Origin of the sequence: Pseudomonas zeae (assembly GCF_014268485.2) — a bacterium.
GTDB classification, from domain to species: domain Bacteria; phylum Pseudomonadota; class Gammaproteobacteria; order Pseudomonadales; family Pseudomonadaceae; genus Aquipseudomonas; species Aquipseudomonas neuropathica.
Genome location: NZ_CP077090.1, coordinates 5,692,993 through 5,707,371, shown reverse-complemented (window position 1 = coordinate 5,707,371; position 14,379 = coordinate 5,692,993). Strand labels below are relative to the sequence as shown.

Genomic DNA, 14,379 nt, shown 5'->3' with positions numbered 1-14,379 from the left:
GACTCAATTGTGCCCATTATAGGGGCTGACGATTGGGACAATAGTCAGCGGTAGTTGTTCTGAATCTTTCGAAGGTGGACAATTGCCGGCTTCACGTCACCATCAGCGACCTTGAATGGCCTTCCTTGCACTCGGTATCAACCACAAGACTGCTTCAGTAGACGTCCGCGAGCGCGTGGCTTTTACTCCTGAACAGCTGGTGGAGGCCTTGCAGCAGCTCTGCCGACTGACCGACAGCCGCGAAGCTGCGATCCTCTCCACCTGCAATCGCAGTGAGCTTTATATAGAACAGGATCAGCTTTCGGCCGATATCGTGCTGCGCTGGCTGGCCGACTATCACCATTTAAGCCTCGATGAGCTGCGCGCGAGTGCTTATGTGCATGAAGATGATGCGGCAGTTCGTCACATGATGCGCGTCGCCTCCGGGCTCGACTCGCTGGTACTGGGCGAACCGCAGATTCTCGGTCAGATGAAATCGGCCTACGCCGTGGCCCGCGAGGCCGGCACCATCGGGCCGCTGCTGGGGCGACTGTTTCAGGCAACCTTCAATGCCGCCAAACAGGTGCGCACCGACACCGCCATCGGTGAAAACCCGGTATCGGTGGCGTTTGCCGCCGTCAGCCTGGCCAAGCAGATTTTCAGTGATTTGCAGCGCAGTCAGGCTCTGTTGATCGGCGCCGGCGAGACCATCACTTTGGTCGCCCGCCATTTGCACGAGCTGGGCGTCAAGCGCATCGTCGTCGCTAACCGCACACTGGAACGGGCCAGTCTGCTGGCCGAGCAGTTCGGTGCTCACGCGGTGTTGCTCTCGGACATCCCGGCCGAACTGGTGCGCAGCGATATCGTCATCAGTTCAACCGCCAGTCAGTTGCCGATTCTTGGCAAGGGCGCGGTGGAAAGCGCATTGAAACTGCGCAAGCACAAACCGATCTTTATGGTCGACATCGCCGTTCCCCGGGATATCGAGCCGGAAGTCGGCGAGTTGGACGACGTTTACCTCTACAGCGTTGACGATCTCCACGAAGTGGTCGCCGAAAACCTCAAGAGCCGCCAAGGCGCAGCACAAGCCGCCGAAGAGATGGTCTCGGTCGGCGCTGACGATTTCATGGTGCGCCTGCGCGAACTGGCGGCGGTCGACGTGCTCAAGGCCTATCGTCAACAAAGCGAACGCCTGCGCGACGAGGAGCTGCAAAAAGCCCTGCGCCTGCTGGCCAATGGCGGCAACGCCGAAGACGTGCTCGGGCAACTGGCCCGTGGCCTGACCAATAAACTGTTGCATGCGCCTAGCGTGCAGCTGAAAAAGCTTTCTGCCGAAGGCCGCCTCGATGCGCTGGCCATGGCCCAGGAACTCTTTGCCCTTGAGGGCTCACCGGATAGCTTTTCGGATAAAAAACCGCAATGAAAGCGTCACTGCTCAACAAGCTGGATGTCCTCCAGGACCGTTTCGAGGAACTGACCGCGCTGCTCGGCGACGGCGAAGTCATTGCCGATCAGGCCAAATTCCGTGCTTATTCCAAGGAATACGCCGAACTTGAGCCGGTGGTACAAGGCTATAAAAAGCTGCTCAGCGTACAAAGCGATCTTGAAGGCGCGCAGGCGCTGCTCAAGGACAGCGACCCGGACATGCGTGAAATGGCCGTGGAAGAAGTCCGCGAAGCCAAGGAATTGCTGATCACCCTGGAAGCCGACCTGCAACGCATGTTGCTGCCCAAGGATCCCAACGACGGCCGTAACGTCTTTCTCGAAATCCGTGCCGGCACCGGTGGCGACGAGGCGGCGATCTTCTCCGGCGACCTGTTCCGTATGTACTCGCGTTACGCCGAGCGGCGCGGCTGGCGTGTCGAGATACTGTCGGAAAACGAAGGCGAACACGGTGGCTATAAAGAAGTCATCGCCCGCATCGAAGGCGACAACGTTTACGGCAAGCTGAAATTCGAATCCGGCGCGCACCGCGTACAGCGTGTACCCGCCACCGAATCCCAGGGCCGTATCCACACCTCGGCCTGCACCGTGGCGGTATTGCCCGAGCCGGACGAGCGCGAAGCCATCGAGATCAACCCGGCGGATTTGCGCGTCGATACGTTCCGCTCCTCCGGGGCCGGCGGTCAGCACGTTAACACCACTGACTCGGCGATCCGCATCACGCACATACCGACCGGCACCGTCGTCGAGTGTCAGGAAGAACGTTCCCAGCACAAGAACCGCGCTCGGGCGATGGCCTGGCTGTCGGCCAAACTCAACGATCAGCAAACCGCAGCGGCGGCCAACGCGATCGCCAGCGAGCGTAAATTGCTGGTTGGCTCGGGCGACCGTTCCGAGCGAATTCGCACCTACAACTTTGCTCAGGGCCGGGTCACCGACCATCGCGTCAACCTGACCCTGTACTCCCTTGACGAGATTCTTGCCGGTGGCGTTGAAGCGGTGATCGAGCCATTGCTGGCCGAATACCAGGCTGACCAACTCGCAGCGATAGGTGAATAAATGACCATCATTGCCAGCCTGTTGCGTGCCGCTGAGTTGCCGGATTCACCGACTGCGCGTCTGGATGCCGAGTTGCTTCTCGCCGCTGCACTGGGCAAATCGCGCAGTTTTCTGCACACCTGGCCCGAGCGCATCGTGCCGAGTGAAGCAGCACTGACTTTTGCCGAATACTTACAACGTCGCCGTAGCGGTGAGCCGGTGGCTTATATTCTCGGGCAGCAGGGCTTCTGGAAACTCGATCTTGAAGTCGCGCCGCACACGCTGATCCCGCGTCCTGACACTGAATTGCTGGTGGAAGCGGCGCTGGAGTTGCTCCCCGCGACGCCGGCCAAAGTGCTCGACCTCGGCACTGGCAGTGGCGCAATTGCGTTGGCCTTGGCCAGCGAACGCCCAGCGTGGAAAGTCACTGCCGTGGATCGTGTGCTGGAAGCTGTCGCACTTGCCGAACGCAATCGTCAGCGTCTGCATTTGAACAACGCCACGGTGCTGAGCAGTCATTGGTTCAGCGCGCTGGAAGGTCAGCGTTTCCAGTTGATCATCAGCAATCCGCCGTACATCGCTGCGGCCGATCCGCATCTGGTCGAGGGCGATGTGCGCTTCGAACCGGCCAGTGCGCTGGTTGCCGGTGAGGATGGACTCGACGATCTGCGTTTGATCGTCGCGCAGGCTCCGGAACATCTGGAGGCCGCTGGCTGGCTGATGCTCGAACACGGCTATGATCAAGCCGAAGCCGTGCGCGATTTGCTGCTCACGCGCGGTTTTGAAGAGGTCCACAGCCGCACCGATCTGGGCGACCATCAACGCATCAGTCTGGGGCGCCTGCCGTGCTGAATGATCAGGAATTGCTGCGCTATAGCCGGCAGATTCTGCTGCAACACATCGACATCGATGGGCAACTGAAGCTCAAGGACAGTCGCGTGTTGATCGTCGGCCTCGGCGGTCTCGGCGCTCCGGTGGCGTTGTATCTCGCGGCGGCGGGTGTCGGTGAGCTGCACCTGGCGGATTTCGACACGGTCGATCTGACCAACCTGCAACGCCAGATCATTCATGACACCGACAGCGTCGGCATGAGCAAGGTCGACTCGGCGCTCAAGCGTCTGGGCGCGATCAATCCCGAGATTCAATTGATCGCTCATCGTCAGGCACTGGACGAGGATTCTCTCGCTGCTGCCGTGGCGGCGGTGGATCTGGTGCTCGATTGTTCCGATAATTTTTCCACCCGCGAAGCGGTCAATGCTGCGTGTGTGGCGGCGTGCAAACCTTTGGTCAGCGGCGCGGCGATTCGGCTGGAAGGGCAGTTGTCGGTGTTCGACCCGCGTCGTGCCGAGAGTCCGTGTTACCACTGTTTATACGGGCACGGCAGCGAAGCCGAACTGACTTGCAGCGAAGCCGGTGTGGTCGGGCCGCTGGTCGGTCTGGTCGGCAGCTTGCAAGCACTGGAAGCCTTGAAGGTCTTGGTCGGTTTCGGTGAGCCGCTGGTAGGCCGTTTGCTGTTGATCGATGCCCTCGGTTCGCGTTTCCGTGAGTTGCGCGTCAAGCGTGACCCAGGCTGCAGCGTCTGTGGTCCGCGCCATGCGTGAAGCGCCGATCGGCGTGTTCGACTCCGGTGTCGGCGGCTTGTCGGTGCTAGCGGAAATCCAGCGTTTGCTGCCCAATGAAACGTTGCTCTATGTCGCCGATTGCGGGCACATTCCCTACGGTGAGAAAACCCCGGATTTCATCCGTCAGCGTTGCAGCGTGATGGCCGGGTTTTTCCGCGAGCAAGGCGCCAAGGCCTTGGTCATCGCGTGCAATACCGCGACGGTCGCGGGTGTCGCCGATCTACGCCGTGATTTCCCTGACTGGCCGCTTGTCGGCATGGAGCCTGCGGTCAAACCTGCCGCTGCCGCGACCCGCAGCGGAGTGGTCGGCGTGCTCGCCACCACCGGCACGTTGCAGAGCGCCAAGTTCGCCGCACTGCTTGATCGCTTTGCCACCGACGTGCGCGTGATTACTCAGCCATGTCCCGGTCTGGTCGAGCTGATTGAAAGCGGCGATCTGCACAGCGCCGAGTTGCGCCAGTTGCTGCAAGGGTATGTCGAGCCACTGTTGGCCAGCGGTTGCGACACGATCATTTTGGGCTGCACCCACTATCCCTTTCTCAAGCCGATGCTCAAGTCGATGATCCCCGCGGACATTAGTCTGATCGATACGGGCGCTGCTGTGGCGCGGCAACTTCAGCGGCTTTTGGCGGAGCGCGATTTGCTCGCTGTCGGACCGAACCAACCGGTCAGGTTCTGGACCAGCGCCGATCCTGCGTACTTGAAAAACATCCTGCCGTTACTGGGGCAGAGTGCCGACGAAGTGCAAAACTTCAGCTTGTAAAAAAATTGTGAAATAACTAAAACTTCAGCTGAACTTCTGAGCAGGCGCTAGCTTCTATAGCGATGAGTTATCTAGAAAACCAAACGATCGTTCCGGAAAAGGAAGTTTCAACGTGAAGCGACTATTCTGCTTGGCCGCGATTGCGGCCGCACTGATGGGGCAAAGTTTTACTGCACAAGCGGCCGGTGTTGAGTTTGCGGTGGGGGCCACCAGCGACTCGACCATGACGTACCGCCTGGGCATGAATTTCGACTGGGACAAGAGCTGGCTGCAAAGTGACGTCGGTCGTCTGACCGGTTACTGGAGCGGGGCTTATACCTACTGGGAAGGCGACAAGACCTCCAGTAATAACAGTCTGTCGTTCTCGCCGGTATTTGTTTACGAGTTTGCCGGTCAATCGGTCAAACCGTATGTCGAGGCGGGGATCGGCGTAGCCGCTTTCTCTAATACCAAGTACGAATCCAACAATCTCGGCGGCTCTTTCCAGTTCGAAGACCGCTTCGGTTTTGGTCTGCGTTTCAATGGCGGGCATGAAGTCGGGATTCGTGCGACGCACTATTCCAACGCCGGTCTGGCCAGCGACAACGACGGGGTAGAAAGTTACTCGCTGCATTACACCATGCCGCTCTAAGCCGAGCGCATAACCCCTGTAGGAGTGAGCCTGCTCGCGATAGCGGTGTGTCAGTCACACATATATTGACTGACACACCGCTATCGCGAGCAGGCTCACTCCTACATTTGTTTTGGGGTGTTCTTGTGATCAGCGGTAGGCAGTCGTGATGCCTTTGCGCTCTTCAATGCACTCGGGCGCGCCCATCTCGAACTCGCGGCAAATCAGCGGACGCTTTTCGTAAATCGTGCACATCATCGTGTCGCGATCCAGCGCCGCGCACCAGCCGTCATCCAGACGCAGCATTACTTCGCCGCCCCATTCATCAGTATCGATAAAGCGATCAGGCACGCCAGTGTCCGTGATCAGCATCACTTCGAGCTGGCAACAACACGCCGCGCAGGTCGAGCAAGTGATCGCCGGTTCAGTGATTTGTTGGTGGGGAATGGTCTTCATGGTCGGCAGTGTAAGGCAGTGACCGGTACGCGTGTGAACGGTCTGACAGACGCTCAGTGCGCCAGCCGCCGAGCCATCCCATGCAGCAACGGAAACAACAACGCCCAGAGCAGGCCGATGCCGATCAGTGTCGGCAGTTCGCCATAGGGGAATTGCACCCCGGCCAGGCGCCCGCCAGCGTAATACGACAGCGCGCCGCCGACAGCGCCGAGTAAGCTCGCCAGCCACCAGGGCCGCGCGCTCCAAGCCAGGCAATGGCGCAAGGTGGTCGCCAACAATGCCCAGAGCAACATCAGCCACAACGGAATTAGCGGCGACTGATCCTGAAACGCGAACACCCCGGCACCACGCAACACACTGTCGACAGCGGTGCCGACAATCACCACGCTGAGGATCAAACGCCCCTCAGCCGCCCAACTGCTGATCCAGCACAGATGGATCACCAGCACCGCCAGCGCGACCAGCAACCACAGGCTGTTGCCGCCGAGCACGCAGGTCAGCCAGCCGATCTGGAACAGTACGGCATTGGCGACACGCTCAAGCATCGAAACGTCCGAGCAGCGGCGCAGTCATTGCGGCGGGTTTGGCCAATAGCAACTGCGCGGTGCCGATGGTGCGTTCGAGGAAACCGCCCTCGCAGTAACACAGGTAAAACTCCCACAGCCGCAGGAAATAATCGTCATAGCCCAGTTCGCTCAAGCGGCCATGGGCGCGGCGGAAGTTCTCGTGCCACAGGCGCAGGGTGCGGGCGTAGTGCAGGCCGAAATCTTCCATGTGCAGCAGGTTCATGTCGGTGTCGCGGCCGACCACTTCGAGCATTTTCTGCACGCAGGGCAGGGCGCCGCCGGGGAAGATGTAGCGCTGGATGAAATCGACGCCGCGCTTGGCCTGTTCGTAACGCTGCTCGCGGATGGTGATCGCCTGGATCAACATCAGGCCGTTGCTCTTGAGCAACTGCGCGCACTGTTTGAAGTAGGTCGGCAGGAAGCGGTGGCCGACGGCTTCGATCATCTCGATCGACACCAGTTTGTCGTATTCGCCGGTCAGGTCGCGGTAGTCCTTGAGCAACAGCGTGACGCGATCCTGCAAACCCAGTTGTTCAATGCGTTGCGCGGTAAACGCGTACTGCTCTTTCGACAGGGTCGTGGTGGTTACGCGGCAGCCGTAATGTTGCGCGGCATACAGCGCCATGCTGCCCCAGCCGGTGCCGATCTCCAGCAAATGGTCGCTGGGTTGTAGCGCGAGCTTCTGACAGATCCGCTCCAGTTTGTTCAGTTGTGCCTGTTCGAGGCTGTCTTCCGGGGTCAGGAATTGCGCTGCGGAATACATCATGGTCGGGTCGAGAAACTGCTCGAACAGGTCGTTGCCAAGGTCGTAGTGTGCGGCGATGTTCTTCTGCGAACCCTTGCGCGTGTTGCGGTTGAGCCAGTGCAGACCTTGCACCAACGGCCGGCTGAGGCGGGCCAGACCACCCTCCATGGCATCGAGCACGTCGAGGTTGCTGACGAACACGCGGACCACGGCCGTCAGATCCGGCGAACTCCAGTAGCCGTGGATAAAAGCCTCGCCGGCACCAATCGAACCGTTCCCGGCAACCATGCCCCAGACGGCCGGATCGAGCACATGGATTTCCCCGAGCAAAGCACTGCCCGGGGTACCGAACATCAGGCGTTCGCCGTCCTCGACCACCAGCAGTTGGCCGTTTTTCAACTGAGCCAATTGGCGCAGCACGCCACGGCGCAGCAGCGACCCGGTCAAACCGTTGGTGCTGAGCCGACTGGCCGACAGACTAGAAGATTTCATGGCGGTGCTCCTTGGGAGGCACAGTGGCGGTTTGAAAACTGCCGTCGGCAGTCTGATGAGCAAAAATCGGTGCACGTTTGAGCAGCAGTCGCAGCGCTTGCCAGTAAATGGCCAGGGCGGTTTTCGCGGTCATCCACGGAAAGCGCCGCAGGTAACGATGCAGGCTGCGCCGGTCGAGGCTTTCGCGTTGCAGATTGAGCGTCGCGTCGAACAGTTTGTGCTCGCCCTGCCAGTCAGCCATGTGCACGCCGAGTTTTTGTGCAGCGGGGCTGAAGCTCATGCGGTATTCGAGATCGCGCGGCAGGAACGGCGAAACGTGAAAGGCTTTGGCCACGGCAAAGTGCTGATGGAAATCCTGCAGATTGACCGGCGGGCGCGCCGGCAACACATAGTGATAGCGCTCGCCCCACGGCGTGTTGGTGACTTCACAGACGATCGCCGCCAGTTGCCCGTCCGCCTCATGGCAGTAAAAGAAACTCACCGGGTTGAACGACAGCCCCCAACTGCGCGCCTGGGTCAGCAGGCAGATCGAGCCTTGCGGTTCGTGGCCGATGGCGATGCCGACCTGCTGACGCACGGCATCGATCAGGCGCATGCCACGGCTGGTAAAAGTCTTGAGATAGTCGGTCTCGCGAAATGAAAACGGCGCAAAGCGGCTGCGCCCGGCCAGCGGCGACAGTGCAAGCACGGCGTCCTGTTCGCTGAGATCGAGGTAGAGCAAGCCGATCCGGTAACGGAATTCATGGCGGCGCGGCGAAAAACGCCGATGGCCGATCCAGCCGCTATACAGGGCGCTGTTCATAAGCTTTCCCCGAACGCGGCGGCAACGCGCAAGGCGCTGACGACACCGTCCTCATGAAACCCGTTGGCCCAGTAAGCGCCGCAATAATGCGTGTGCTGCGCGCCATCCAGTTCGCCCCAGCGCTGCTGCGCGGTCACGGCCGCGAGGCTGAACTGCGGGTGGGCGTAGGTGTAGCGGGCGAGCACTTTGTCGGGGCTGATGCCGGCACTCTGATTGAGGCTGACGCAGAACGTGGTATCGCTCTGAATGCCCTGCAGAATGTTCATGTCGTAGGTGACAGCGGCGTGGGTGTGGCCGGCGCCGCTGAGCCGATAATTCCAACTGGCCCAGGCCAGTTTGCGCGTCGGCAGCAAACGGGTATCGGTGTGCAGCACCACTTCGTTGTCGGCGTAGGGCAGCGCACCGAGGATCGCGCGTTCGGCATCGCTGGGCACCGCCAGCAGTTTCAGCGCCTGGTCGCTGTGACAGGCGAACACCACCCGATCGAAATGCTCAAGGCCTGCCGGGCTGTGGATAACTACGCCATGCACATCACGATCGACGCGGGTGACCGGACAATTGAGCCGAATCCTGTCCTTGAACGCGGCCGTCAGTGGCGCGATGTAAGCACTCGAGCCGCCTTCGATGACTTGCCATTGCGGCCGATCACTGACTGACAACAGCCCGTGATTCTTGAAGAACCGCACAAAAAACTGCAGGGGGAAGTTGAGCATTTCCGCCATCGGCATCGACCAGATTGCCGAGCCCATCGGCACGATGTAATGCAGGATGAAACGTTCGCCGTAGCCGCCAGCCTTGAGGTATTCGTCGAGGGTGGTGTCGGCGGCAATGCGCAGTTCGACGAGGTCGCGCTGGGCTTCTTTGTTGAAGCGCAGGATGTCGCGCAACATGCCCCAGAACCCCGGTGACAACAGATTGCTGCGCTGGGCGAAGAGGCTGTTGAGGTTGTTGCCGTTGTATTCCAGGCCGGTGTCCGGGTCGGTCACCGAGAAACTCATTTCCGTCGGTTTGAACGCCACGCCAAGCTGGCCGAGGAGGCGGATAAAGTTCGGGTAGGTCCAGTCATTGAACACGATGAAGCCGGTGTCCACGGCGTAGGGCTGCCCTGCGACGGTGACGTCTACCGTGTGCGTGTGGCCACCGACCCAGTCGCCCGCCTCGAACACAGTCACTTCATGGCGGCGATTGAGCAGGTAGGCGCAGGTAAGCCCGGCGATGCCGCTGCCGACGATGGCAATTTTCATGTCGGATCCGTCAGCGGAGGCGACTTGCGCACCATGCGCTTGCCGATGGCCAGTTGCACGCGTGCCGGCAGTTTCGACAGCGGCCACAGCGCGGCCATGAACAGCGCCGGGAAGGCGATTTCCAATGGCCGATCCTTGAGCTTGGCGAAGATGTGCCGCGCGGCTTTATCCACAGGCCAGCTCAAAGGCATGGGGAAATCGTTTTTGGCGGTCAGCGGTGTTTCGACAAAACCGGGGCTGATGACTGTGACTTCAATGCCTTCGTCGGCGAGATCGATGCGCAGCGATTCGAACAGGTAACGCAAACCGGCCTTCGAGGCGCCGTAGGCTTCGGCCCGTGGCAACGGCAGGTAGGTCACCGAACTGGCCATGCCGATCAGGTGCGGCGCGGTGCCTTTGCGCAACAGCGGCAAGGCGGCCTCGATGCAGTAGCTGCTGGCGAGCAGGTTGGTGCGCACGACATGCTCGATGATCGAGGCGTCGAACTGCTTGGCATCGACGTACTCGCAGGTGCCGGCGTTGAGAATCACTGAATCCAGTGAACCCCAATCCGTGGCGATCTGCTCGCCGATTTCGCGCACCGTCTGGCTGTTGGTCAGGTCCCCCGGCACCACCAGAACTTGCCCCGGGTAGCGTTGCGACAAGACCTTGAGCGGGGCGATCTGACGGGAACTGACCGCCAGGTGCGCACCGGTTTTCAGGATCTCTTCAGCCAGCGCCGCGCCGATGCCACTGCTGGCCCCGGTCAACCAATAGCGCCGTGGAGGTGTACGACTCATCCCATTCTCCTTTTCAGCCAGGCAATGACCCGGCCCAATATTGGTAAATGTTCATACAGCAGCGCCCCGGCATCGAAATAATCCCGATGGCGATAAACCTTGTCGTGCCACAGCAGATGCGAGCAGCCGCTGACACGAATCACACGGCCACCCGCGAGGCGCGGATGGCGATAACTCATGACCCAACGCAGGTAGCCTTCGCAGTCGCCGATCTGGTCAAAACCATGAAAATCGAAACGCAGTTCGCTGACGTTGGCGTACAGCTCGCCAAAGTAGTCGCGCAATTGCGCCAACCCTTGCACCTCGTGCAGCGGGTCGGTGAAATGAATGTCATCGCTGTACAGCTCGCCGAGGTTTTGCAGGTTGTCTTTGTTCAACGCTGAAAATTGCCGGGCGAAGCGGCGCAGGAATTCACTCATCATCGCCTCCGGTAGACGTACGCGAAGGCAGGTTCTTGAAGGCGGCCAATGCGCGCTGGCGCGAAGTGCTGAGGTTGACGATCGGCGACGGGTAGTCCGCCACGCCGAACAAACCACCGACGTCGGCCGGGTTGTGCACTTCTTTCTTGTTGAGAGCCGCCAGTTCCGGTAGCCAGTGCTTGATGAACAGGCCTTCGCTGTCGAATTTTTCCGACTGGCTCAACGGGTTGAAGATGCGGAAGTACGGCGCCGAATCGGTGCCCGTCGACGAGCTCCATTGCCAGCCGCCGTTGTTCGCCGCCAAGTCGCCATCAATCAGGTGACGCATGAAAAAACGCTCGCCTTCGCGCCAGTCGATCAGCAGGTTTTTGGTCAGGAACATCGCCACGATCATGCGCAGGCGATTGTGCATCCAGCCGGTTTCGAGCAATTGGCGCATGGCCGCGTCGATGATCGGCAGACCGGTGCGCGCCTCTTGCCACGCGGCGAGATCGTCCGGCGCATCACGCCAGGCCAGCGCTTCGGTTTCCGGGCGAAACGCGCGGTGCCGCGAGACCCGTGGATAGCCGACCAGAATGTGTTTGTAGAACTCGCGCCACAGCAGCTCGTTGATCCAGGTAACCGCACCGACCTTGCCGCTCTCGAACTCACCCTGATTGCTTTGCAGGGCGGCGTGCAGGCATTGGCGCGGCGAAATCACCCCGGCAGCGAGGTATGCCGAGAGCTGACTGGTGCCGGGCTTGGCCGGGAAGTCGCGTTCGCTTTGGTAATAGTCGATCTGCGCGTCGGTGAAGGTATCGAGACGGCGCCGGGCTTCCTGTTCGCCGGCCGGCCACAGATCGCGCAGGGTTTGGCTCGGTGTGGCGAAGCCTTTGACGGAGTCGGGAATCGGGTCGCTGTCTATGGCAAGTTTTGCCTGTTTACCTGGTGCCTTGACCAACGCAGGCATCGAGCGGTGCAAGCGTTCATAACAGACTTTGCGGAACTGGCTGAACACCTTGAAGTAACTCTCGGTCTTGGTCAGCACGCTGCCGGGTTTGAACAGCAACTGATCAAGGTAGCTGTGAAACGTGATGCCCTCGGCCTTCAGCATGTCCGCCACCGCTGCATCGCGACGGCTTTCATGGACGCCATATTCTTCGTTGACGTGGACGGCTTCGATCTTCAGTTGCCGACAGAGCTTGAGCAGTTCCGCTGGGGCTTGATCCCAGTGCGCAGCAGTACGGATCAGCAACGGAATATTCAACGCGGCGAGGCTTTTGCTCAGCTCATCGAGGTTGCGCAACCAGAAGTCGACCTTGCACGGCGCATCGTCATGTTCCAGCCACTGCTGCGGACTCAACAGGTACACGGCGACCGTCGGGCCGCGCGCTGCGGCGGCCGCGAGGGCGGTGTTGTCATGTTGGCGCAAGTCGCTGCGCAGCCAGATCAATTGCATGTCGGCACTCACGGCGTCCATTAAATCAGCCCGCGCTGAACGAGTTCCTGGTGCGCAAGAAGCGCGTCTTCCGCCAGGAACACATCAGCCATCTCGGAGGTTTTTACGGACAACTCGGCGTGGTGGATGCATACCGTTGGTCCGACCAGCATTTTCGGGCAACTGACTCCGTTCAGCAGCTTGGGCAACTGCGCAAGGTTCATGGCTTTGCTGGAATACAGCAGTACGCCACGGGCCTGCAGGTGTTCGACCGCCAGCGCCAGTTCGGTGGCCGGCAGCGGCCAGTCAAACACTTGCACCGGACAATCGGCGCTGCTGATCAGCCACGCGCACAGCCACAGATGAGGTTCCAGTGGCAGGTCGGAATGATTGATCAACAACAGCGGGGCGCCATGCAGCTGACGATTGTTATGGTAGATGCGTGTGCCGAATTTGCTGCGTAGCCACGAATAAAAGAACACCCGCTCCATCTGCGCGCCGAACTGGCCTTGCCAGCGCTGCTCCAGTTCCGCCAGCAACGGCATCAGCAATTGCTCGCACAGCGTGCGTGGCGGGTAGAGCGCCATTGCCTGATTGACGCTGTCGTCGAGGCTGCGTTCATTGAGCTGCGTGACGGCCGCCAGCAATGTCTGGCGCAAGCGTTGCCAGTCGTTTTCCACCGATTCGCTGAACGCTTGTGGTGCGTCGAGCAGCGGTTTGACCTGACTGACGGCAACACCACGGTTGAGCCAAGTGAGGATGGTCAGAATCTGCTGCACGTGTTCGGCCGAATACAGTCGGTGGCCCTTGGGCGTGCGTTGCGGCACGACCAGCCCGTAGCGGCGTTCCCACGCGCGCAAAGTGATCGCGTTGACGCCGGTCTGTCGCGCGACTTCGCGAATCGGCAGCCAGCCCTCGTCGAGAGCTTTCTTAAAATCCGCGCCAAGGTCTTCCTGGGCGCTGGTATCCATTTTGTCGTTCATTAGATTGCGTTTCGCAGGCTGAGGTTTTCCGGGTGCGGTTGCAGGTAAACCTGTTGCGCGATGTACGAATCCGGATGGAGGCGAAAGTGATGCTTGAGCAGCGTCAACGGCACCACCAGCGGCACGATGCCCTGGCGGTATTGGCCGATGACGTGTTGCATTTCCTGTTTGTCTTCGGCGCTGATCGCCTGCTTCAGATAACCGCTGATGTGCAGCAGGACATTGCTGTGAGTGCCGCGCGTGGCACATTTCTTCAGGGCGGCCATCAGTTCGCTGAAATAGCGCGGGCCGAGTTCGGCGGGATCGGTGTCGGCCATATTGCCCAACAACTTGCCCAGCATTTTGTATTGCAGTGGGTTGTGCGCCATCAGCAAGTATTTGTAGCGCGAATGGAATTCGGTGAGGGCGCGACGGCTCAGGCCATTGGCGAGGACCTGTTGCCATTCGCTGTAGGCGAACACACGGGTGATGAAGTTCTCACGCAGTACCGGATCGTTGAGGCGACCGGCTTCTTCTACGGGCAGATCCGGGTGCTTTGCGCAGAACGTCTGGGCGTAAATCCCGCGCCCACCGCCGTTCACCGGGGCGCCGTTGGTGTGGTAGACCTTGACCCGCTCGAGGCCGCAGGACGGCGACTGCTGCATGAAGATGTAGCCGCAGATGTCATTCAGCTCGGCGGCCATTTTTGTGCCGTACTCGGCCAATGGCTGAGTGACGTTGATCGACGGGTTTACCGTGCCGACCGCTTGCGGATGCTCGGCCTCGCCGACAAGGCGGATCGGCTCGCGCGGGATGCCCATACCGATCGCGACTTCCGGACACACCGGGACGAAATCGAAATGCTCGGTGAGGGTGCGGCTGCACAGGCGGGATTCCTTGTGTCCACCGTTGTAGCGCACCTCGGCGCCCAGCAGGCAGGCGCTGATGGCGATTTTGGGTTTGGCTGCGCAAGAGTCAGACATGGGCACCTCGAATCCATACCTGTACAGAGGTTGATCTCTGTACAACTTTGCTCAGCATA

At 60.3% G+C, this 14,379-nt stretch carries 16 protein-coding genes; 6 read left to right on the top strand and 10 right to left on the bottom strand.

Going from position 1 to position 14,379, the window contains the following annotated elements:
• Positions 1 to 115 precede the first annotated feature (115 nt).
• The 6 genes from hemA (at position 116) to HU754_RS25135 (ending at position 5,476) form a co-directional block, all read left to right on the top strand.
• Positions 116 to 1,402 carry a glutamyl-tRNA reductase gene (hemA, locus tag HU754_RS25160; protein ID WP_007951716.1) on the top strand — a complete coding sequence of 429 codons (1,287 nt, stop codon included), beginning with the start codon at positions 116 to 118 and terminating at the stop codon, positions 1,400 to 1,402.
• Positions 1,399 to 2,481, top strand: a complete 1,083-nt coding sequence (gene prfA / locus HU754_RS25155; RefSeq protein ID WP_077574521.1) for a peptide chain release factor 1 — start codon at positions 1,399 to 1,401, stop codon at positions 2,479 to 2,481. The genes hemA and prfA overlap by 4 nt, the downstream gene beginning before the upstream one ends.
• Entirely contained in the window at positions 2,482 to 3,312 is an 831-nt protein-coding gene (gene prmC, locus HU754_RS25150; RefSeq protein ID WP_186624693.1) for a peptide chain release factor N(5)-glutamine methyltransferase, read from the top strand.
• Positions 3,306 to 4,061 (top strand): molybdopterin-synthase adenylyltransferase MoeB, encoded by a 756-nt coding sequence (locus HU754_RS25145; protein ID WP_093441424.1) that lies wholly within the window; start codon positions 3,306 to 3,308, stop codon positions 4,059 to 4,061. Before prmC ends, HU754_RS25145 begins: the two co-directional genes overlap by 7 nt.
• Positions 4,054 to 4,845 carry a glutamate racemase gene (murI, locus tag HU754_RS25140; protein WP_116255216.1) on the top strand — a complete coding sequence of 264 codons (792 nt, stop codon included), beginning with the start codon at positions 4,054 to 4,056 and terminating at the stop codon, positions 4,843 to 4,845. The genes HU754_RS25145 and murI overlap by 8 nt, the downstream gene beginning before the upstream one ends.
• Before the next feature lie 112 nt (positions 4,846 to 4,957).
• Positions 4,958 to 5,476 carry an acyloxyacyl hydrolase gene (locus tag HU754_RS25135; protein ID WP_093441419.1) on the top strand — a complete coding sequence of 173 codons (519 nt, stop codon included), beginning with the start codon at positions 4,958 to 4,960 and terminating at the stop codon, positions 5,474 to 5,476.
• Positions 5,477 to 5,605: 129 nt separating this feature from the next.
• On the opposite strand, the gene HU754_RS25130 is transcribed toward HU754_RS25135, so the two are convergent.
• From HU754_RS25130 to HU754_RS25085, 10 genes are read right to left on the bottom strand one after another with little or no spacing between them, the layout of a single operon-like run.
• On the bottom strand, positions 5,606 to 5,911 hold the full coding sequence (locus tag HU754_RS25130; RefSeq protein WP_186624692.1) for a YkgJ family cysteine cluster protein: 306 nt from the start codon (positions 5,909 to 5,911) through the stop codon (positions 5,606 to 5,608).
• 53 nt (positions 5,912 to 5,964) lie between these two features.
• Complete coding sequence (locus tag HU754_RS25125; RefSeq protein ID WP_093441415.1) at positions 5,965 to 6,456, bottom strand: DUF2878 domain-containing protein; 492 nt, start codon at positions 6,454 to 6,456, stop codon at positions 5,965 to 5,967.
• Entirely contained in the window at positions 6,449 to 7,714 is a 1,266-nt protein-coding gene (locus HU754_RS25120; RefSeq protein WP_186624691.1) for an SAM-dependent methyltransferase, read from the bottom strand. The genes HU754_RS25125 and HU754_RS25120 overlap by 8 nt, the downstream gene beginning before the upstream one ends.
• Complete coding sequence (locus HU754_RS25115; protein WP_186624690.1) at positions 7,701 to 8,516, bottom strand: DUF1365 domain-containing protein; 816 nt, start codon at positions 8,514 to 8,516, stop codon at positions 7,701 to 7,703. Before HU754_RS25115 ends, HU754_RS25120 begins: the two co-directional genes overlap by 14 nt.
• On the bottom strand, positions 8,513 to 9,760 hold the full coding sequence (locus tag HU754_RS25110; RefSeq protein ID WP_186624689.1) for an NAD(P)/FAD-dependent oxidoreductase: 1,248 nt from the start codon (positions 9,758 to 9,760) through the stop codon (positions 8,513 to 8,515). Before HU754_RS25110 ends, HU754_RS25115 begins: the two co-directional genes overlap by 4 nt.
• Positions 9,757 to 10,539, bottom strand: coding sequence for an SDR family NAD(P)-dependent oxidoreductase (locus HU754_RS25105; protein WP_099757166.1), 783 nt, complete (start codon positions 10,537 to 10,539; stop codon positions 9,757 to 9,759). The genes HU754_RS25110 and HU754_RS25105 overlap by 4 nt, the downstream gene beginning before the upstream one ends.
• On the bottom strand, positions 10,536 to 10,958 hold the full coding sequence (locus tag HU754_RS25100) for a nuclear transport factor 2 family protein (RefSeq protein ID WP_186624688.1): 423 nt from the start codon (positions 10,956 to 10,958) through the stop codon (positions 10,536 to 10,538). The genes HU754_RS25105 and HU754_RS25100 overlap by 4 nt, the downstream gene beginning before the upstream one ends.
• On the bottom strand, positions 10,951 to 12,396 hold the full coding sequence (gene phrB, locus HU754_RS25095) for a deoxyribodipyrimidine photo-lyase (protein WP_186624687.1): 1,446 nt from the start codon (positions 12,394 to 12,396) through the stop codon (positions 10,951 to 10,953). Before phrB ends, HU754_RS25100 begins: the two co-directional genes overlap by 8 nt.
• A 20-nt stretch (positions 12,397 to 12,416) precedes the next feature.
• Positions 12,417 to 13,358, bottom strand: a complete 942-nt coding sequence (locus HU754_RS25090) for a MerR family transcriptional regulator (protein ID WP_093441383.1) — start codon at positions 13,356 to 13,358, stop codon at positions 12,417 to 12,419.
• Complete coding sequence (locus HU754_RS25085) at positions 13,358 to 14,320, bottom strand: YbgA family protein (RefSeq protein WP_186624686.1); 963 nt, start codon at positions 14,318 to 14,320, stop codon at positions 13,358 to 13,360. Before HU754_RS25085 ends, HU754_RS25090 begins: the two co-directional genes overlap by 1 nt.
• Positions 14,321 to 14,379 lie beyond the last annotated feature (59 nt).